At 63.0% G+C, this 18,597-nt stretch carries 18 protein-coding genes, 1 tRNA gene and 2 riboswitches; of the genes, 12 read left to right on the top strand and 7 right to left on the bottom strand.

Annotation, left to right across the window (positions count from 1 at the left end):
- Positions 1 to 36 precede the first annotated feature (36 nt).
- Positions 37 to 1,140 carry a chorismate synthase gene (gene aroC, locus AC0IPL_RS01680; protein ID WP_474271564.1) on the bottom strand — a complete coding sequence of 368 codons (1,104 nt, stop codon included), beginning with the start codon at positions 1,138 to 1,140 and terminating at the stop codon, positions 37 to 39.
- Between the two features lie 184 nt (positions 1,141 to 1,324).
- Positions 1,325 to 1,417, top strand: a riboswitch (TPP riboswitch).
- Between the two features lie 32 nt (positions 1,418 to 1,449).
- Between aroC and thiB the strand changes: the two genes are divergently transcribed.
- Genes thiB through AC0IPL_RS01665 form a run of 3 tightly spaced genes read left to right on the top strand, consistent with a single transcriptional unit; the run spans position 1,450 to position 4,638 of the window.
- A complete protein-coding gene (gene thiB, locus AC0IPL_RS01675) occupies positions 1,450 to 2,427 on the top strand; it encodes a thiamine ABC transporter substrate binding subunit (protein WP_474271562.1) in 978 nt (325 codons plus the stop codon).
- Positions 2,403 to 3,959: a thiamine/thiamine pyrophosphate ABC transporter permease ThiP gene (locus tag AC0IPL_RS01670; RefSeq protein WP_474271560.1), complete on the top strand. Its 1,557-nt coding sequence runs from the start codon at positions 2,403 to 2,405 to the stop codon at positions 3,957 to 3,959. Before thiB ends, AC0IPL_RS01670 begins: the two co-directional genes overlap by 25 nt.
- Positions 3,946 to 4,638 (top strand): thiamine ABC transporter ATP-binding protein, encoded by a 693-nt coding sequence (locus tag AC0IPL_RS01665; protein WP_474271558.1) that lies wholly within the window; start codon positions 3,946 to 3,948, stop codon positions 4,636 to 4,638. Before AC0IPL_RS01670 ends, AC0IPL_RS01665 begins: the two co-directional genes overlap by 14 nt.
- Here AC0IPL_RS01665 and AC0IPL_RS01660 read toward each other — a convergent pair.
- Positions 4,635 to 5,072 carry a 6,7-dimethyl-8-ribityllumazine synthase gene (locus tag AC0IPL_RS01660; protein ID WP_474271556.1) on the bottom strand — a complete coding sequence of 146 codons (438 nt, stop codon included), beginning with the start codon at positions 5,070 to 5,072 and terminating at the stop codon, positions 4,635 to 4,637. The two genes, AC0IPL_RS01665 and AC0IPL_RS01660, sit on opposite strands and share 4 nt — an antisense overlap.
- A 78-nt stretch (positions 5,073 to 5,150) precedes the next feature.
- Positions 5,151 to 5,300: riboswitch (FMN riboswitch) on the bottom strand.
- A 165-nt stretch (positions 5,301 to 5,465) separates the two neighbouring features.
- On the opposite strand from AC0IPL_RS01660, the gene AC0IPL_RS01655 reads away from it, so the two are divergent.
- The 4 genes from AC0IPL_RS01655 to AC0IPL_RS01640 all read left to right on the top strand — a co-directional run bounded on the left by AC0IPL_RS01655 (position 5,466) and on the right by AC0IPL_RS01640 (position 8,991).
- Positions 5,466 to 6,068: a glutathione S-transferase gene (locus tag AC0IPL_RS01655; RefSeq protein WP_474271553.1), complete on the top strand. Its 603-nt coding sequence runs from the start codon at positions 5,466 to 5,468 to the stop codon at positions 6,066 to 6,068.
- A 213-nt stretch (positions 6,069 to 6,281) separates the two neighbouring features.
- Complete coding sequence (gene petA / locus AC0IPL_RS01650; RefSeq protein ID WP_474271551.1) at positions 6,282 to 6,842, top strand: ubiquinol-cytochrome c reductase iron-sulfur subunit; 561 nt, start codon at positions 6,282 to 6,284, stop codon at positions 6,840 to 6,842.
- A 12-nt stretch (positions 6,843 to 6,854) separates the two neighbouring features.
- Positions 6,855 to 8,186 (top strand): cytochrome b, encoded by a 1,332-nt coding sequence (gene petB, locus AC0IPL_RS01645; protein WP_474271549.1) that lies wholly within the window; start codon positions 6,855 to 6,857, stop codon positions 8,184 to 8,186.
- Positions 8,187 to 8,205: 19 nt separating this feature from the next.
- Positions 8,206 to 8,991 (top strand): cytochrome c1, encoded by a 786-nt coding sequence (locus AC0IPL_RS01640; protein WP_474271546.1) that lies wholly within the window; start codon positions 8,206 to 8,208, stop codon positions 8,989 to 8,991.
- Positions 8,992 to 9,139: 148 nt separating this feature from the next.
- On the opposite strand, the gene AC0IPL_RS01635 is transcribed toward AC0IPL_RS01640, so the two are convergent.
- From AC0IPL_RS01635 to dapF, 3 genes are all read right to left on the bottom strand, one after another.
- Positions 9,140 to 9,577: a glyoxalase superfamily protein gene (locus AC0IPL_RS01635; protein ID WP_474271544.1), complete on the bottom strand. Its 438-nt coding sequence runs from the start codon at positions 9,575 to 9,577 to the stop codon at positions 9,140 to 9,142.
- Between the two features lie 222 nt (positions 9,578 to 9,799).
- Positions 9,800 to 11,062 carry a tRNA (N(6)-L-threonylcarbamoyladenosine(37)-C(2))-methylthiotransferase MtaB gene (gene mtaB, locus AC0IPL_RS01630; RefSeq protein ID WP_474271542.1) on the bottom strand — a complete coding sequence of 421 codons (1,263 nt, stop codon included), beginning with the start codon at positions 11,060 to 11,062 and terminating at the stop codon, positions 9,800 to 9,802.
- A complete protein-coding gene (gene dapF / locus AC0IPL_RS01625; RefSeq protein WP_474271540.1) occupies positions 11,059 to 11,901 on the bottom strand; it encodes a diaminopimelate epimerase in 843 nt (280 codons plus the stop codon). The genes mtaB and dapF overlap by 4 nt, the downstream gene beginning before the upstream one ends.
- A gap of 187 nt (positions 11,902 to 12,088) precedes the next feature.
- Between dapF and AC0IPL_RS01620 the strand changes: the two genes are divergently transcribed.
- The 5 genes from AC0IPL_RS01620 to AC0IPL_RS01600 all read left to right on the top strand — a co-directional run bounded on the left by AC0IPL_RS01620 (position 12,089) and on the right by AC0IPL_RS01600 (position 16,314).
- A tRNA-Lys gene (locus tag AC0IPL_RS01620) sits at positions 12,089 to 12,164 on the top strand.
- A 487-nt stretch (positions 12,165 to 12,651) separates the two neighbouring features.
- A complete protein-coding gene (locus AC0IPL_RS01615) occupies positions 12,652 to 13,695 on the top strand; it encodes a TRAP transporter substrate-binding protein (RefSeq protein ID WP_474271537.1) in 1,044 nt (347 codons plus the stop codon).
- An 81-nt stretch (positions 13,696 to 13,776) separates the two neighbouring features.
- Positions 13,777 to 14,358: a TRAP transporter small permease gene (locus tag AC0IPL_RS01610; RefSeq protein ID WP_474271534.1), complete on the top strand. Its 582-nt coding sequence runs from the start codon at positions 13,777 to 13,779 to the stop codon at positions 14,356 to 14,358.
- On the top strand, positions 14,355 to 15,860 hold the full coding sequence (locus AC0IPL_RS01605; protein WP_474271532.1) for a TRAP transporter large permease: 1,506 nt from the start codon (positions 14,355 to 14,357) through the stop codon (positions 15,858 to 15,860). The genes AC0IPL_RS01610 and AC0IPL_RS01605 overlap by 4 nt, the downstream gene beginning before the upstream one ends.
- Positions 15,861 to 15,873: 13 nt before the next feature.
- Positions 15,874 to 16,314 (top strand): acyl-CoA thioesterase, encoded by a 441-nt coding sequence (locus tag AC0IPL_RS01600; RefSeq protein ID WP_474271529.1) that lies wholly within the window; start codon positions 15,874 to 15,876, stop codon positions 16,312 to 16,314.
- A gap of 3 nt (positions 16,315 to 16,317) precedes the next feature.
- Here AC0IPL_RS01600 and AC0IPL_RS01595 read toward each other — a convergent pair whose 3' ends face one another.
- Together AC0IPL_RS01595 and AC0IPL_RS01590 are read right to left on the bottom strand one after the other, a co-directional pair.
- Positions 16,318 to 17,403: a winged helix-turn-helix domain-containing protein gene (locus AC0IPL_RS01595; RefSeq protein WP_474271961.1), complete on the bottom strand. Its 1,086-nt coding sequence runs from the start codon at positions 17,401 to 17,403 to the stop codon at positions 16,318 to 16,320.
- A 119-nt stretch (positions 17,404 to 17,522) separates the two neighbouring features.
- Positions 17,523 to 18,548, bottom strand: a complete 1,026-nt coding sequence (locus AC0IPL_RS01590; protein WP_474271959.1) for a LacI family DNA-binding transcriptional regulator — start codon at positions 18,546 to 18,548, stop codon at positions 17,523 to 17,525.
- Positions 18,549 to 18,597: the final 49 nt, after the last annotated feature.

Genomic DNA, 18,597 nt, shown 5'->3' with positions numbered 1-18,597 from the left:
GAGTCGCAGCACTCTGCCCGTGTTAGAGCCTGTTCTTCAGCCGATTAGGCCCTGATTCTCGCCGATCTGGCCGCGGTGCAGCAGCAAGTGGTCCAGAATCACGCAGGCCATCATCGCCTCGGCTACCGGCACCGCGCGAATGCCGACACAGGGGTCGTGGCGGCCCTTGGTGATGACCTCGGTGGCGGTGCCGTCCTTGCGGATCGACTGGCGCGGCGTCAGGATCGAGGAGGTCGGCTTGACCGCAAAACGCACCACCACGTCCTGCCCGGTGGAAATGCCGCCCAGAATGCCGCCGGCGTGGTTCGAGGAATAGACCGGTGCACCGTCGTTGCCCATGAAGATCTCGTCCGCGTTTTCCGACCCCTTGAGCCGGGCGGCGTTCATGCCCTCGCCGATTTCCACGCCCTTCACGGCGTTGATCGACATCATCGCCGCCGCCAGTTCGGTGTCCAGCTTGCCATACACCGGCGCGCCGATGCCTGCGGGCACACCGCGGGCCACGACCTCAACCACCGCACCAACCGAGTCATGCGCCTTGCGCAGGCCCTGCAGATAGTCTTCCCAATCCTGCACGGCCCCGGCATCCGGGATCCAGAAATCGTTCTGTTCAATCGCGTCCCAGTCAAACCGGCTGCGGTCGATCTCCATCTCCCCCATCCGGATCATATAGCCCTTGATCTCCAACCCAGGGACCAACGCCCGGATTGCTTCACGTGCAACACCGCCCGCCGCAACCCGCGCCGCGGTTTCGCGCGCCGAAGACCGGCCACCACCGCGATAGTCGCGGTTGCCGTATTTCTGGAAGTAGGTGATGTCGGCATGACCGGGGCGGAAGGTGCGGGCAATCTCGCCGTAATCCTTGGACCGCTGGTCGGTGTTCTCGATCATCAGCTGGATCGGGGTGCCGGTGGATTTCCCCTCGAACACGCCGGACAGGATCTTGACCGCATCGGGCTCGTTGCGCTGGGTGGTGTTCTTGTTCTGGCCCGGTCGGCGCTTGTCCAGCCACTGCTGCAGCATTTCAGGCTCCAGCGGCACGTTCGGCGGGCAGCCATCGACGGTGGCGCCCAGCGCAGGCCCGTGGCTTTCGCCCCAGGTGGTGACGCGGAAGAGGTGTCCAAAGCTGTTCATCGACATAGGGCGCGGTCTCCTTTGGGCCGTGCTTAGCGGGCGGGGGGCGGTCTCTCAAGAGGTTTCCTGCTGCGACACAGGGGCATGGGGGCGCTGCCCCCGCCGGCTGCGGCGGCTCCCTCGGGATATTTTCAGGCCAGAAGAAGAAACGGGGTTTGGCTTGTCATTTCCGCGTTCGGGGCCTAGTGTCCGCGCCACCTCGGGGTGCGCTTTTGGCGCTGAGATGACACCCGTTGAACCTGAACCGGATCACACCGGCGGAGGGAAGGTACTGGACAGCCTCCACCCTTGCCCAAAGCCGCAAAGGAGGATGGCATGAAACATCTTGCATTTGCAGCGGGACTGCTGGGCGCCTCGGCAGCCTTTGCCGACACGCCCGAACTCACCGTTTATACCTATGACAGTTTTGTCTCCGAATGGGGGCCCGGCCCGGCGGTTGAGAAAGCCTTTGAAGAGGTTTGCGGCTGCGACCTGAAACTGGTCGGTGCTGGTGACGGCGCCGCATTGCTGGCGCGGATCAAGCTGGAGGGCGCGCGTTCTGACGCGGATGTGGTTCTGGGGCTGGACACCAACCTGACCGCAGCGGCCAAGGAAACCGGCTTGATTGCCGATCATGCGGTCAGCGCCGACTACAGCCTGCCGATTGAATGGAACGACGCGACATTCGTACCTTACGACTGGGGCTATTTTGCCTTTGTCCACAACGCCGATGCCGCTGCACCTGCCGATTTCAAGGCGTTGGCCGCCAGCGACACGAAGATCGTGATCCAGGATCCCCGCTCCTCGACCCCCGGTCTGGGGCTGCTGATGTGGGTCAAGGCCGCCTATGGAAATGAAGCCCCCGCCATCTGGGAAGCGCTGGCCGACAACGTGGTGACCGTGACCAAGGGCTGGTCCGAAGCCTATGGCATGTTCCTGGAGGGGGAGGCCGACATGGTGCTGTCCTACACCACTTCCCCCGCCTATCACCTGATCGCCGAGGAAGACGGCTCCAAGGCCGCTGCCGCCTTTGACGAGGGCCATTACATGCAGGTCGAAGTGGCCGGCAAGCTGGCAGGCTCTGACCAGCCGGCACTGGCGGATCAGTTCCTGGAGTTCATGGTCAGCGACGCCTTCCAGTCGATCATCCCGACCACCAACTGGATGTACCCCGCCGTCACCCCGGCGGATGGCCTGCCGGACGGGTTTGAGACCCTGACACAGCCCACCAAGGCGCTGTTGCTGTCCGAGGATGAGGCAGCATCCCTGCGCGATGCGGCGCTCGACGAATGGCTGAACGCGCTCAGCCAATAAGCGCAACTGTCGGGATCAGCGCGGCGCTGCTTGTCGCGGCGCTGATCCTGGGCACCCTGGGGGCTGTGGCTTTCAGGGCGGAAACCGGCAGCGGCCTGGCCGCCAGCGACTGGTCCGCACTGCGCTTCACCCTCACCCAGGCCAGCCTGTCGGCAGTGTTGAGCGTCGGCCTGGCCATTCCGGTGGCCCGCGCGCTGGCGCGGCGGCGCTTCGCCGGGCGGCGGCTGCTGATCGCGCTTTTGGGCGCGCCCTTTATCCTGCCGGTAATCGTGGCAATCCTGGGCCTGCTGGCCGTGTTCGGCCGGGCGGGCTGGCTGAGCGCGCTGCTGGCGCTGTTTGGGCTGGAACCTGTGCAGATATACGGGCTGCACGGGGTGGTGCTGGCGCATGTGTTCTTCAACCTGCCGCTGGCCACCCGGCTGATCCTTCAGGGCTGGCAGGAGATCCCGGCGGAGCGGTTCCGTCTGGCAGCGCAGCTGGGCGCTGGCCCGCTGGCAATGTGGCGCCTGCTGGAGGCACCCATGCTGCGGCGGACCGTGCCGGGGGCGCTGGCGGTGGTTTTTGCCATCTGCCTGTCCAGCTTTGCCGTGGCGCTGACGCTGGGCGGCGGACCGCGCGCCACCACGATCGAGCTGGCGATCTACCAGGCCTTCCGCTTCGATTTCGACCTCAGCCGCGCCGCGCTGCTGTCGGGGATGCAGTTGCTGCTGACTGGCGCCGCTGCGCTGGTTGCACTGCGGGCATCCGCAGGCGAGAGCTTTGGCGCCGGACTGGACCGCGCGGTGCAGCGTTGGGACGGCCATAGCGCATTGGCCCGAGGAGTGGATGCGGGCTGGATACTGCTCGCGGCAGGCTTTTTGCTGCTGCCGCTGGCGGCGATTGTTCTTGCAGGCGTGCCGGGATTGGCCACGTTGAACGGGGTTGTCTGGCAGGCGGCGGTGAATTCCATTCTGGTGGCCACGCTCAGCACCGGGATTCTGCTGCTGCTTGCGCTGCCAATGGCTGCTGCCGCTGCGGTGGGGCGTGGTCGACTGGCCGAAGTCTCAGGGGTTTTGGGGCTTGCAGCCTCGCCGCTGGTGATCGGCACCGGGCTGTTCATCATGATCTACCCGTTTGCCAGCCCGTTCCGACTGGCCCTGCCGGTGACGGCCCTGGTCAATGCAGTGATGGCGCTGCCCTTTGCCATGCGTATCCTGACGCCACGCGCGCAAGAGGTGCTGGGCCGCTATGGCCGACTGTCGCTGTCACTGGACATGCGTGGGTGGCATTTCGTGCGCCATGTCTACCTGCCGCGGATGCGGGCGCAGATCGGCTTTGCCGCGGGACTTGCGGCGGCGCTGTCGATGGGCGATCTGGGCGTCGTGGCACTGTTTGCCGATCCGGAATTTGCAACCCTGCCCCTGCAGATCTACCGGCTGATGGGCGCCTATCGTATGGAGGCTGCGGCAGCGGCGGCGCTTCTGCTGCTGATGCTGTCGATGGGGGCCTTCTGGATATTGGACCGCGGAGGCCGCTGGCATGCTGAAGCTTGAAACCTGTCGAATTCTGAACGGCACCTATGCGGTAGAGGCGGATCTGGAAATCCGGCCCGGCAGCTGCACCGCGATCATCGGCCCCTCGGGGGCCGGAAAGTCCACGCTGGTGGAGGCGATAGCAGGCTTTCTGCCGCTGGACCGCGGCACGATCAGCTGGCAAGGCGCGGATCTGAGCCGTCAACCGCCGGGCCGACGGCCGGTGGCCATGCTGTTTCAGGACGGCAACCTGTTCCCACATCTTAGCGTGGCGCAGAATGTCGGGCTGGGCCTTCATCCAAATCTGCGGTTGTCGCAGTCTGACTGGCAGCAGGTGGCGGCGGCGCTGGACCGTGTTGGGCTGACGGACATGGGAACGCGCAAACCCGCGGCCCTGTCCGGCGGCCAGCAAAGCCGGGTGGCGCTGGCGCGGGTGCTGGTACAGGGCCGCGACCTTCTGCTGCTGGATGAACCCTTTGCGGCGCTCGGCCCGGCCTTGAAGGCCGAGATGCTGGATCTGGTGGCAGCGCTCGCGCGCGAAAGCGGTGCCACCGTGATGATGGTCAGCCATGAACCGAATGATGCCCGCCGCATCGCCGATCAGGTGGTGCTGGTAGCGGAAGGCAAGGCCTATCCCCCGCAGCCGACGGCGGAGCTGCTGGACAACCCGCCGCCGGCTCTGAAGGCCTATCTGGGCTAGGCGGCCAGCGCGGCCCGGCGCGTTTCGGTGATCATCAGCGCCGCCCGCGCAGCCTCGCGGCCCTTCTCCACGAAATGGGCGCGGTAGATCGCCATGTGGTGATCCGTCTCCTGGAAATGATGCGGCGTCAGCGACACCGACAACACCGGCACGCCGGTGTCCATGCCAGCGCGCATCAGCCCGTCAACCACGGCCTGCGCTACGAAATCATGCCGGTAGATGCCGCCGTCGACCACCAGTGCCGCGCAGGCCACGGCCGCGTATTTGCCGGTTTTGGCCAGCTCCTGCGCCAGCAACGGCATCTCAAACGCGCCGGGCACGTCAAAGACGTCGATCTGATCCGACGGGATCAGCTGCTGGAAGCCTTCCAGCGACCGGTCGACAATGTCGGCATGCCATTGCGCCTTGATGAAGGCAAATCGGGTGTGTGTCATGTCGTAATCTCCATAGGTTCTGACACGTCACCCAAGGCGATCACGGACAGAGGAGCGCACGCCAAGCGCCGCCCTTCTGCACGTTCTCTTCCATCCGGACTGTGACCGTCGGCTCTGGAATCACACCAGATCTGCTGACACTTCCGAAATCCGGAAGCCGCTCGCGGGCTTACGGGGCTTGGCCCGTTTACCGCCGGTGGGGAATTTCGCCCCGCCCTGAGAACGCGGCGAACGTGCCAGCCTTTGCCCGGCAGCGCAAGCCCCGGCACCCTTGCGCCCGGCGGCACAAGACATTGTGTAAAAAGTCTTGCCAAAAGTTTTGCAAAACCTTTGGGTGGTCGGTGCAGCCGCTGCGATCGGTCGCGGCCGTGGACATAGCATCAGGAGACGGACATGAAACTATATGCCTCGGCCGCATCGCCTTTTGTGCGCAAAGTAATGGTCGTCCTGCATGAGACCACACAGCTGGACGAGGTGGAGATTGAGCAGGTTTTGACGTCGCCGGTTCAGCCCAGCACCGCCGTGCAGTCCAGCAACCCGGTCGCCAAGATCCCGGCCTTGGCCCGCGACGACGGCCCGACACTTTATGATAGCCGGGTGATCTGCGACTTCCTGAACGCGCGGGCGGGTGGCACGCTGTATAGCGGCGGCTGGGACAGCAAGCTGTTGGAGGCCACGGCCGACGGCATCATGGATGCGGCGGTGCTGATGTCTTATGAAAAGCGGCTTCGGCCGCCGGAAAAACAGTGGGCGGACTGGCTGGCGGCGCAGAATGGCAAGGTGCTGAGCGGCTGCGCGGCGCTGAACGCACGCTGGATGAGTCACTTGGAAGGCCCACTGGACATTGGCCAGATCGCGGTGGGCTGCGCGCTTGGCTACATCGACTTCCGCCATCCACAAACCGACTGGCGTCAGGGCAATGCAGCGCTGGCCGCGTGGTTCGCCGGTTTCGAATCACGCCCCAGCATGCAGGCCACCCGTCCGCCAAGCAGCTGATGACAAAAAACCTTGCCGCGGCCGGGCGTCTGCTGTCCCGGTGTGGCTTTGTCACACGCGGATGACAGAAAGTTATAGATGCGGCTGACTGCGCGCCTATGACCGCTGGACGAACGCCCTTAGCCCCGCTAGACACGCGCCTGAGTCACTGCGAGCAATCGCGGTGCATGCGCATGTTTGCCCTAAACGGGCGCTGGAATTGGAGAAAACCTCGTGTCCCACGCAGAAGACCACGAAGGAACCCGGAGAGATTTCCTCTACTACGCCACTGCCGGCGCCGGGGCAGTGACCGCGGGTGCCGCCGTATGGCCCCTGGTCAACCAGATGAACCCCTCCGCCGATGTAAAAGCGTTGTCCTCGATCCTGGTCGATGTCAGCGGCGTGGAAGTAGGCACGCAGATCTCGGTCATGTTCCTGGGCAAGCCGGTGTTCATCCGCCGCCGCACCCCGGAAGAGATCGAAGCCGCCCGTGCCGTGGAACTGTCCGACCTGATCGACCCCTGGTCGGAGAACGCCAACAAGCCGGGTACCGATGCGGCGGACGTCAACCGCACGCTGGACGAAACCGGCGAGTGGCTGGTGATGATGGGTGTTTGCACCCACCTCGGCTGCGTGCCTCTTGGTGATGGCGCCGGCGAATTCAATGGCTGGTTCTGCCCGTGTCACGGCTCGCACTACGACACCGCCGGCCGCATTCGCAAAGGCCCGGCGCCCGAGAACCTGCATGTGCCGGTCGCCGAGTTCACCGACGCCAACACCATCAAGCTGGGATAAGGAAACGCGCTCATGTCCGGTATTCCGCACGACCATTACGAGCCGAAGACAGGCGCAGAAAAGTGGCTGCACAGCCGCCTGCCCATCGTCGGCCTGATCTATGACACCATCATGATCCCCACCCCCAAGAACCTGAACTGGTGGTGGATCTGGGGCATCGTCCTGGCCTTCTGCCTGGTGCTGCAAATCGTCACCGGCATCGTGCTGGTGATGCATTACACCCCGCATGTCGACCTGGCCTTCGCATCCGTCGAACACATCATGCGTGACGTGAATGGCGGCCACATGCTGCGCTACATTCACATGAACGGCGCATCGTTGTTCTTTGTTGCCGTCTACATCCACATCTTCCGTGGCCTGTATTATGGTTCCTACAAGGCACCCCGCGAGATCACGTGGATTGTCGGCATGCTGATCTACCTGATGATGATGGGCACCGCCTTCATGGGCTATGTTCTGCCCTGGGGCCAGATGTCCTTCTGGGGCGCAACGGTGATCACCGGCCTGTTCGGCGCGATCCCCTTCATCGGCGAGGGCATCCAGACCTGGCTGCTGGGCGGACCGGCAGTGGACAACGCCACGCTGAACCGCTTCTTCTCGCTGCACTACCTGCTGCCGTTTGTGATTGCGGCGCTGGTGATCGTGCACATCTGGGCCTTCCACACCACCGGCAACAACAACCCCACCGGTGTTCCCGTCCGCAAGGATTCCAAGGAAGAAGCCAAGAAAGACACCCTGCCGTTCTGGCCCTACTTCGTGATCAAGGATTTCCTGGGTCTGGCCGTGGTGCTGGTGATCTTCTGGGCAATTGTCGGCTTCATGCCGAACTACCTGGGCCACCCCGACAACTACATCGAAGCCAACCCGCTGGTGACACCTGCGCACATCGTGCCCGAATGGTACTTCCTGCCGTTCTACGCGATCCTGCGGGCCTTCACCTCTGAGGTTTGGGTCGTGCAGTTTGCCTCTTTCATCACCGGCGGCATCGTGGACGCAAAGTTCTTTGGCGTGATTGCCATGTTCGGCGCGATCCTGGCAATGGCGCTGGCGCCTTGGCTGGACACCAGCCGCGTGCGGTCGGGTCGTTACCGTCCGATGTTCAAATGGTGGTTCGCGCTGCTGGTCGTCGACTTCTTTGCCCTGATGTGGCTGGGTGCGATGCCCGCGGAAGAGCCCTATGCCTCGTTCTCGCTGATCGCTTCGGCCTACTGGTTCGGCTACTTCTTCGTGATCCTGCCGCTGCTGGGCGTGATCGAGAAGCCGCTGGCACAGCCTGCCACCATCGAAGAGGATTTCGACGCCAAGTACGGCAAGAAGTCTTCCGAAGCCACTCCTGCCGAGTAAGAAGAAGGAACACCTAGCAATGTTCAAGAAAATGGCAACCGGTGCCGCCTTCGCTCTGGCCCTGATCCCTGCTGCGTCCTTCGCAGCAGGCGGGGCAGGCCATGTCGAAGACTACGACTTCTCATTTGAGGGTCCGTTCGGCGCTTATGACCGTAACCAGCTGCAACGCGGTTTGCAGGTCTATACCGAGGTCTGCGCAGCCTGCCATGGTCTGAAACTGGTGCCGATCCGCACCCTGTCGGACGAAGGTGGGCCAAACATGCCCGAAGATCAGGTGCGGGCCTACGCAGCGGACAACTTCAGCGTCTATGACCCGGAACTGGATGAGGACCGCCCGGCAACGCCGGTCGACCACTTCCCGGAGAACAACAACGCAGGCGCGCCCGACCTCAGCATGATGGCAAAGGCGCGTGCGGGCTTTCACGGTCCTTACGGCCTGGGCCTGAACCAGCTGTTCAAGGGCATGGGCGGTGCCGAATACATCGCCTCGCTGCTGGCCGGTTACACCGGCGAGACCAAGGAAGAAGCCGGCACGACCTTCTATGAAAACACCGCCTTCCCCGGCGGCTGGATTTCGATGGCGCCGCCGCTGTCGGATGAGCAGGTGGAATATGCCGACGGCCATGCCAACGATGTCGAGGCCATGTCGCAGGACGTCGCGGCTTTCCTGATGTGGACCGCGGAGCCCAAGATGATGGCCCGCAAGCAGGCCGGTTTTGTCGGCGTGCTGTTCCTGACCGTGCTGTCGGTGCTGCTGTATCTGACCAACAAGAGACTGTGGGCACCCGTGAAGGGCAAGGACTGATCCCAGTCTGCTGACAGTGTGAATTGAAACGCCCCCGCAAGTGATCTTGCGGGGGCGTTCTGCTATCTTGGGCGGGGGCGCTGCCCCTCGGCGCCGTGCGGCGTATTCACCCCGGAGTATTTCTGACCAGAAAAAGGCCAGCCGGGAGTCAGAGACGTGGGGTCACTTCCAGATGCGGTTGTCCACGGGACGTCTTTTGCGGCGAGATCCCGTCTTGCGAAATGATCGCGGACACCCGGCTCCGGTAATTCGAGAAACTGTCGAATTCGACCACGTCGACCGGCGTATCGAACTGCAGGGTGATCCTGCGGTGGCCGCCGCTTCCGCAGGTGGAAATGGCACGCACATGGCCGGTGAAAGGCTGCCCAAGGTAATGCCCGGCAACCGCCATGCCCAGTTCCAACGCAGGCAGGTTCGACGCACGGGCGCGCAGTGTGTTCCAGTTGCGATGGCCGTAAGACTGGGCAATGCGCTCCAACGCGGTGGCATGGCTGATGACGTCGCCCTGGTTTCGGGCGTGCTGGCGCAGCTGACGCGCTTCGGCCTTGAGCTGCGTGAGGTGGGGGATAATGGAAGTTGTCTGCATGGAATTACCTTTCGCAAAAGGGTGCGTTTGCCGATGCAGATAGGGCTCGCATTGCTATCCGGGCAAACACCCAGGCGTCAGGATCTGATCCAATCGGATTTCACCATGGCCAAAGGCCGCGAGCGGCAGGTATCCGGAACCTATATTAGGAGAGCTAGCGCGAAACGGGCGCTCTTGCAACGGCCGCAAGGGACGGCCGTTGCAGAAAACCAACACCCCGGTTCAGACGGTCAGCTGGCTGCCATTGGCACCGGTGATGCGGGCGGTGACGATGCTGCCCTCCGCCTGAGGCGCGGCAAAGCTCACCTCGGTGAACTGTTCGGTGCGGCCCATGTGGGGGTTTTCCATCAGGATGCGGTGGGTCTTGTTGATCTGACCGGCCAGATGGCGGCTGACCTGTGCCTGACCGGCCGCACGCAGACGGGCGGCACGGTCCTTGATGAGATTGCCGTTCACCTGCTTCGGAATCTTGGCCGCCGGGGTGCCCTCTCGTTTGGAATAGGGGAAAACATGCAGCCAGGTCAGGTCGCAGTCCGTGACCAGCTTTAGCGAGTTTTCAAAATGGGCGTCGGTCTCAGTCGGGAAGCCCGCGATGATGTCCGCGCCAAAGGTCATCTCCGGGCGCAGTTTGCGGGCGTCTTCACAGAATCGGATCGCATCGTCGCGCAGGTGTCGGCGCGCCATCCGCTTCAGAATCATGTCATCGCCATGCTGCAAAGACAGATGCAGATGCGGCATCAACCGCGATTCGGTGGCGATCGCCTGCATCAGGTTCTCGTCCGCCTCGATCGAATCGATCGAGGAAATCCGCAACCGTGGCAGGTCCGGCACCAGTTTTAGGATCCGCATCACCAGATCGCCCAGCCTCGGCGTGGCGGGCAGATCAGCCCCCCAGGAGGTGAGGTCAACGCCGGTCAGAACCACTTCGTTATAGCCCTTGTCCACCAGCCGCTTGATCTGATCGATCACCACACCGGCAGGGACAGAGCGCGAGTTGCCGCGGCCATACGGAATGATGCAGAAGGTGCAGCGGTGGTCGCAGCCGTTCTGTACCTGCACATAGGCGCGAGAGCGGGTGCCGAAGCCGTCGATCAGATGGCCGGCCGTCTCGGTCACCGACATGATGTCGTCAACCTGAACCTTTTCGGTGGTGCCGATGAAATCCGGCCCCTTGGCGATTTCATTCCAGATGTCCGCCTGCATCTTCTCGGTGTTGCCGATGACGCGGGTGACCTCCTCCATCGCGGCAAAGGTTTCCGGTTCAGTCTGGGCGGCACATCCGGTCACGATGATCGGCGCTTCGGGGTTTTCGCGGCGCAGTTTGCGGATTTCCTGACGCGCCTTGCGCACCGCTTCGGCCGTGACTGCGCAGGTGTTCACCACCACGGCGTCCTTCAGACCCGCCCGCTCGCTCAGCTCCTTCATCGCCTCGGTCTCATAGGCATTCAGGCGGCAGCCCAGCGTGGTGAACTTGGGCGCACTCATGTCAGACTCTCCAGAAACTGACGCGTGAACGTACCGTCAAAGACATGCATGGTCGCTCCCGTCATCCAGACGCCATCCTCGGCCCAGTCGATCCACAGGCTGCCGCCATCAAGATCGATCTGCACCTTGCGCCCGGTCAGCCCGCGCCGGACGGCCGCAACGGCTGTGGCGCAGGAGGACGACCCCGAGGCCAGCGTCACGCCCACGCCGCGCTCCCACACCCGCATGCGGATGCGGTCCGGGCCGGTCACCTGGGCGACCTGCACATTGGTGCGCTGCGGGTACAGCGGGTGATGCTCGTAGCGCGGGCCGAATTCCTCAAGCGGGATCACTTCGGCATCCTCGACAAAGAAGGTGCAATGCGGGTTGCCCATGCCAGTGGCGGTGGGGCCGCCTTCGATCGGCAGCTCCAGCGTGTCGGCCTCCTCGGCCAAGGGAATGTCCTGCCACGCCAGCTGCGGCGCCCCCATGTTGACAGAGGTCAGACCCTTGCCTGCATCGCGCGCATAGAGATCGCCACGATCCGTAGTCAAGTGCAGCTGTGTCTTGCCGCTCTCCACGATCAGGTGACGGGCCACACAGCGGGTGGCATTGCCGCAGGCCGCCGAGGTGGACCCATCGGCATTGTAGAACGTCAGGTGGGCATCCCCCGTCCCGTTCGAGATCACCGTCAGCTGGTCGAAACCGACGCCGAACTGGCGGTGCGCGATGCCGCGGGCCATTGCCGGGGTGACGGCAAAATCCAACGCGCGTGCATCGACGACGACGAAGTCGTTGCCAAGCCCGTGCATCTTCATAAAGGGAACTGCGGTATCTGCGGTGATGCTCATGGCGGGCATATAGACCCCGCGCCGCGATGAATCCAGCCTTGGGTGAGAAAAGTTGAAAAAAGGGCTTGACCCCCCGCTCTACTCCCCCTAGATACGCCGCCTATCGGGACAGCAAGTCACACGGTGACAAACAGTTCCGAAGCGAAATAAGTGCTTGAACCTTCTGGGAAAAACACTTAGACCGCGAAGAAGAAGTGGGCCGTTAGCTCAGTTGGTAGAGCAACTGACTTTTAATCAGTGGGTCGCAGGTTCGAATCCTGCACGGCTCACCACTTCATTCTCCTCCCCTGCACACTGATACACGACGCCGCCGCGCGCAAACCGGCGCATGCCGTCGCGTTCGGCGCAGCACATCGCCAGTGGCGAATCGCGCACGATCGTCAATTGGTACAACGCATCAACTCAAAGCCTCGCATCGCCCCGCGCGAATTGTCCCTTGCAGGCCAGGGCGCACCCGGCAAGGATGCGAATGCTGTTGCCAGAACCCTGCCTGGACGCGTATCAATAATTCAACGGTGTCGATAATGGTGTAACATATCTAACGACGGACACGCACAGGAGGAAAGCCGGATTTCATGACTCGAAAATGCAGGATCTTCTGTTGATAGTTACAAACGCACCCAATAGCAGAAGGGCGACTGGTTCGTAAAACGAACCTTTCAGGGGGTTCTGGCAACAGGAATGAAAACAAGCGGACGGGCAGGCGCAGCAAAATTACCGCGTCAAGGGCTGTTCCGATTGGTCACAGGGAGGACTGACATGACCACGCGCAGAAGGTTTATGGGGGCGGCCGCGGCCGTTGCCTTGGCAGCATTGGGGGCCGCACCGGCCTTGGCACAGGATGTGACTTTGAAACTGCACCAGTTTCTGCCGGCGCAGGCCAACGTGCCCAAGTTGATCCTGGATGTCTGGGCCGACAAGGTCGAGGAGGCCTCGGACGGCCGTATCAAGATTGACCGCTTCCCGTCGATGCAGCTGGGGGGCAAACCGCCAGAGCTGATGGACCAGGCCATTGATGGCGTCGCTGACATCGTCTGGACCGTGGTGGGCTATACGCCGGGCCGCTATCCGTCGACCGAGGTGTTCGAACTGCCATTCATGATGACTAACGCGCGTGCCGTTTCGCACGCCTATTGGGAAATGTTCGACAAGCACATGAAGGACACCGAGTTCAAGAATGTGCATATCCTGGCCACCTGGGTGCATGGCCCCGGCCTGATCCACAGCTCCGATCCGGTGGAAACGCCCGACGACCTGGTGGGCATGAAGATCCGCGGCGGTGGCCGCTCGGTCAACGCGCTGCTGGAAGAACTGGGCGCCACCCCCGTGGGCATGCCGGTCCCGGCCATCCCGGAAGGCCTGTCCAAGGGCGTGATCGACGGCACCACCATCCCGTGGGAAGTGACCTCGGCGCTGAAAGTGCCGGAACTGGTGGAAAACCACACCGAATTCTCCGGCAAGGCGCTGTATACGCTCACGTTTGTTCTGGCGATGAACAAGGACAAGTATGAAAGCCTGCCGGACGATCTGAAACAGGTGATCGACGACAACTCCGGGCTGGAATTCTCGGTCTTTGCCGGCGGCACCATGGCCGATGCGGATGACCCCTCGCGCGAGTTTGCGCTGGACAACGGCAACAACGTCATCACCCTGGACGAAGAGCAGACCGCCGTCTGGCGCGAGCGCGCCCAGCCGATCTACGACAATTGGGTTGCTGACATGACGGAAAAGGGCATCGACGGCCAGGCGCTGATCGACGAAGCCACGTCCCTGATCGAGAAATACACGCCGCAGTACCAGTAACGCGGCCTGACTGAAATCTGCACCGGGCCGCAAGGCATCCCGCTCCGCGGCCCGGTGCACGTGGAACAAGGCACTGAAACCATGCACAAGCTCATGACGCGGCTGGCCAGATCGATGGCCTACCTCGGCGGTGCGGTCCTCACTCTTCTGATCATCCTGACCTGCGTGTCGATTGCCGGGCGACTGCTCAACGGCTTTTTCCATGGTGATCTGATGACAGCGATCGCCCCCGGATTTTCGGACTGGATGCGCGGCTGGGTCGGCCCGGTGAACGGCGATTTCGAACTGGTCGAGGCCGGCGTCGCCTTTGCCATCTTCGCCTTCCTGCCGCTGTGCCAGATCACGGCGGGCCATGCGTCGGTGGATGTGGTCGCGAACGCCTTTCCGCGTCAGGTGAACCGCTTCCTGCGGATGCTGACGGAGGTGGTCTTTGCTGCGGTTCTGGTGCTGATCGCCTGGCGCCTCGGCGCAGGGCTCGCCAGCAAGTTTTCCAACGGCGAGACATCGTTCCTGCTCGAATTCCCGGTCTGGTGGGCCTATGGCGTCAGCATGGTGGCCGCCGTGGTCGCCGCCATCGTGGGTATCTACATGGGTGCGGTACGCACCATTGAATTCTTTACCGGTCGGATCCTCGTCTGGGACGGCGTGGAGGGCGAACAGTGACGGCTCTTGAAATTGGCATCGCCTCCTTTCCGGTTCTGATGCTGCTGATCTTTCTGCGGGTGCCCATTGGGTTGTCGATGTTTCTGGTTGGCCTTGGCGGGCTGATCTGGGTCACCGATGGCACCCAGGTGGCCTTCGGTCGGCTGAAAAGCGAAACCTACACCACCTTTTCCTCCTATTCGCTGACCATCGTGCCGATGTTCCTGCTAATGGGGCATTTCGCAACGCTGGGCGGCATGTCCACCGCCCTGTTCAAGGCGGCTGAGGGGTTCCTTGGCCATCGCAAGGGCGGCGTCGCCATGGCCTCCATCGGGGCCTGCGCGGGCTTTGGCGCGATCTGCGGCTCATCCCTGGCCACGGCGGCCACCATGGGCCGCGTCGCCCTGCCGGAGCTGAAGCAATACGGCTATGCCGGTGGGTTCTCCACCGCGACGCTGGCGGCGGGCGGCACGCTGGGCATCCTGATCCCGCCCTCCGTGGTGCTAGTGATCTACGCCATCCTGACCGAGCAGAACATCGCCAAGCTGTTCCTGTCGGCCTTCATCCCCGGCCTGCTGGCTGCGTTGGGATATGTGATCGCGATCTCGATCTACGTGCGCATGTTCCCCGAAAGCGCGGGCACCCGCCCGCCGGTGCCGATGCGCGACCGCTTTGCGGCGCTGTTTCACGTCTGGCCGGTACTCTTGGTCTTCGGCCTCGTGGTCGGCGGCATCTATCTGGGTTGGTTCACCCCGACGGAGGGCGCCGCCGTAGGCGCATTCGGCACCGGTTTCATCGCCTGGATGAACGGCGGGCTGAACCGCGAGACCCTGGCCGACAGCTTTCTGGTCACCGCGCGCTCCACCGCAATGATCTTCTTCATCGTGCTGGGCGCAGGGTTTTACAACGGCTTCCTGGCGCTGACCAAAGTGCCGCAGGAACTGGCGGATCACGTCGTCAGCCTCGGTCTCAGCCCCTGGGTGGTGCTGGCGCTGATCCTCGCCTTCTACCTGCTGTTCGGCTGCCTGATGGATTCACTGTCGATGATCCTGTTGACCATCCCGATCTTCTTTCCGGTGATTTCCGCCATGGACTTTGGCCTGTTGTCACTGCCCGCCATGCAGGCGGATGCGGCAATGGAAGTGCTGAAGGCCGGCGTGCCAGAGGGCATGGGGGCGGAAATGCTGGCCTCGATCCAGGATGCCATTGCCACGGGCGCCGAGCTGACCCGCGAGCAGATGAAGGAACTAGGCATCCGCGTGACTGAGGGCCGGGTGAACCGGATTGAGGCAGAATATGTCGCCATTTGGTTCGGCATTCTGGTTCTGATCGTGGTCGAGGTTGGTCTGATCACCCCGCCGGTGGGCATGAACCTGTTCATCATCAACGCGATGGACCGGCAGACGCGGATGATCGACACCTACAAGGCGGTGATGTTCTTTGTCGCCTCCGACCTCATCCGGGTTATCATCCTGGTTGCCTTCCCGGTGATCACGCTGCTACCCCTGATGCTGATGAACTAGGGAGGGCGGTGTGATGGCAGAGGAAAACGGGCAAGCCACCGGTTTCGAGCATGAAATCCGCGTCGGCTGGGGCGATTGCGACCCGGCGCGGATTGCCTACACCGGCCGCCTGCCCGCCTTTGCACTCGAGGCGATCGACGCATGGTGGGAACACCACCTGGGCGGCGACGGCTGGTACCAGATGGAACTTGACCGCGGCACCGGCACCCCGTTTGTGCATATGAGCATCGACTTCCGCTCGCCAGTTACCCCGCGCCACCGGCTGCGCTGCGAGGTCTGGCCCGCGGCACTGGGTGAAAAATCCGTGACCTTCCGGGTGAACGCCCGTCAGGACGGCAAGCTGTGCTTCGAGGGCAAATTTGTCTGCGTCTTCATCGCGCCGGATACTTTCACCACCCGTCCCGCGCCAGACGATTACCGCCAAGTGATTGAGGCACAGCTGCGCCCGGAGTGACCCCTACCGCAGCCAGCCATCCGCAAAACTGACACGGTCCAGCCCGGCAAAGCGCGCCACCCGCTCCAGTTCAGCCTCCAGCCGACGGGTGCGGGCGGGGGACCATTTCACATCAGCTTCCTGCCACAGGGCAGTCACCCGCAGCACACCTGCATCGCGATCAGCCTTCATGTCGATGCGCCCCACCAGCCGTGCGCCCTCCAGCAGCGGAAACACGTAATATCCGTACTGGCGTTTATCGGCCGGGGTAAACACCTCGATCCGGTAGCGAAAACCAAACAGCCGCTCTGCACGCTTGCGGTCGCGTAGCGCCGGATCAAACGGGCTCAGCACCCGCATCCGGCCCGGTGGCGGTGCCAGATCCGCGGCGGCCTCTATGGTTCCGGGCCGCACGAAGGATTTGCGCAGCTTGCCATCGGTCAGTTCAATCTCGACCTCTTGCAGCTCCCCCTGCTGCAACTGCTCCGCGCACCATGCCTTTGCCTCGGCCGCCGTTGCGGTGTCCCAAAACGCCGCCAACTCGCCCGAGGTGGCAAAGCCCAGCCGCTCCAGCGCCGCGGAACACAGCCAATGCACAGTGGCCTCCGCATCAACGGGCCGCGTGCCGGGGCGCAGATGCTCTTCGATCACCCGCTCCGTCAAGTCGTATTGCTTTTGAAACCCGCTGCGCCCAACAACCGTCAGCGCGCCGCTGCGCCACAGGTATTCCAGCGCGGTCTTGGACGGATGCCAGTCCCACCAGCCGCCCGAGCCCTTCTTTTCATCCTTGCCAACATCCGAAGAGCTGACCGCCCCGTGGTCGCGAACATGTTGCAGCACGGTTTCGAACTGTGCCTCGAACCCGTCGCGCCGCCAGTTGCGCCAACGTTTGCGCAGCATATCGGTGTCGCGCTGAAACCGCAGATGCCACTGCGGGTAAAACGCCATCGGGATCACCGCAGCGTCATGGGTCCAATGTTCGAACAACCCGCGATCGCGCTCATACAGCTGTTTCAGATGCTGCGCGCGATAGGCTGGGCGGCGCGCATAAAGGATCATGTCATGCGCACGCGCCACGGTGTTGATGCTGTCTAGCTGCACGAATCCCAGTCGCTGGATCAGCGCCAGAAGATCCGCACCTTTTGCGGGGCCGACGGGCTGTTCAAGCAGCGCGTGCCGGTCCAGAAACAGCCGCCGCGCCGCCGCATTGTCCAGCCGTTGCAACGCCATCAGCGCCGCTTCAGCGTGTCACCATAGGTGATCGTGGGCGACAGGGTAACCTGACGCTCGATCTCCGCCTCCGGATCGGCAAGTTGATCCGCGATAATCTTGGCCGCGGTGCGTCCGATCTCGAGCCGACAAGCGTCCATAGTGGCCAGCTTGCGCGGCAGCCCTTGCAGCAGCTCCACCCCGTTGAACCCGGCCAGACCGATCTGACCCGGCACGTCGATACCCTGCTCCAGCAGGTACAGCATCCCACCCGCGCCAATCATGTCATTGGAATAATACAGAAAATCCAGCTCAGGTGAACGTTCCAGCATCGCCGCCGTCATCTCCCGCCCCTTGGCCAACGCCGAGCCGCCAGAGTAAAACTCGCGGTCCTCGATCTCGACGCCTTCCTTGGCCAGCGCCTCGGTGAAACCTTCGAACCGTTTGCGCGCACGGTGGTCCAGCGGCATCTTGGTGCCCATGAAACCGATGTGGCGGTAGCCCGCCTTGAGGATTGCCCTGGCCATCTCCCGGCCCGCGCGGCGGTGCGAGATACCGACCATGGCGTCCACCGGCTTGCCGTCGGTGTCCATGATCTCCACCACTGGGATGCCAGCGCTGTTCAACATGGCGCGCGCGGCCTCGGTATGTTCCAGCCCTGCAATGATCACGCCCGAGGGGCGCCAAGACAGCATCTCGTAGAGGACTTTTTCCTCTTTCTCGGGTTGGTAATCGGTGACGCCGACCACCGGTTGCAGCTCGGTGTTTTCCAGCACCTGGTTGACGCCGGTCAGCACCTCGGGGAACACCATGTTCGACAGCGAGGGGATGATGACGGCCACCAGATTCACCCGGTTCGAGGCCAGCGCGCCGGCAATCTTGTTGGGCACATAGCCCAGCTCCTTGGCGGCGGTCAGGACCTTGGTGCGGGTTTTCTCCGACACATCACCGCGGTTGCGCAGCACCCGGCTCACGGTCATTTCGGAAACCCCGGTCGCTTCGGATACGTCGCGGAGAGTGAGGGGGCGCTTGTTGTCCGTGGTCACGTTGCTGAGCCTCATGTTACTGCAGATCCGAGGTTAGCCCAGACGCCAT

The organism is Leisingera sp. SA32 (assembly GCF_056033425.1).
The sequence above is the reverse complement of the archived record's forward strand: the minus strand, read 5'-3'. Positions and strand labels throughout refer to the sequence as shown.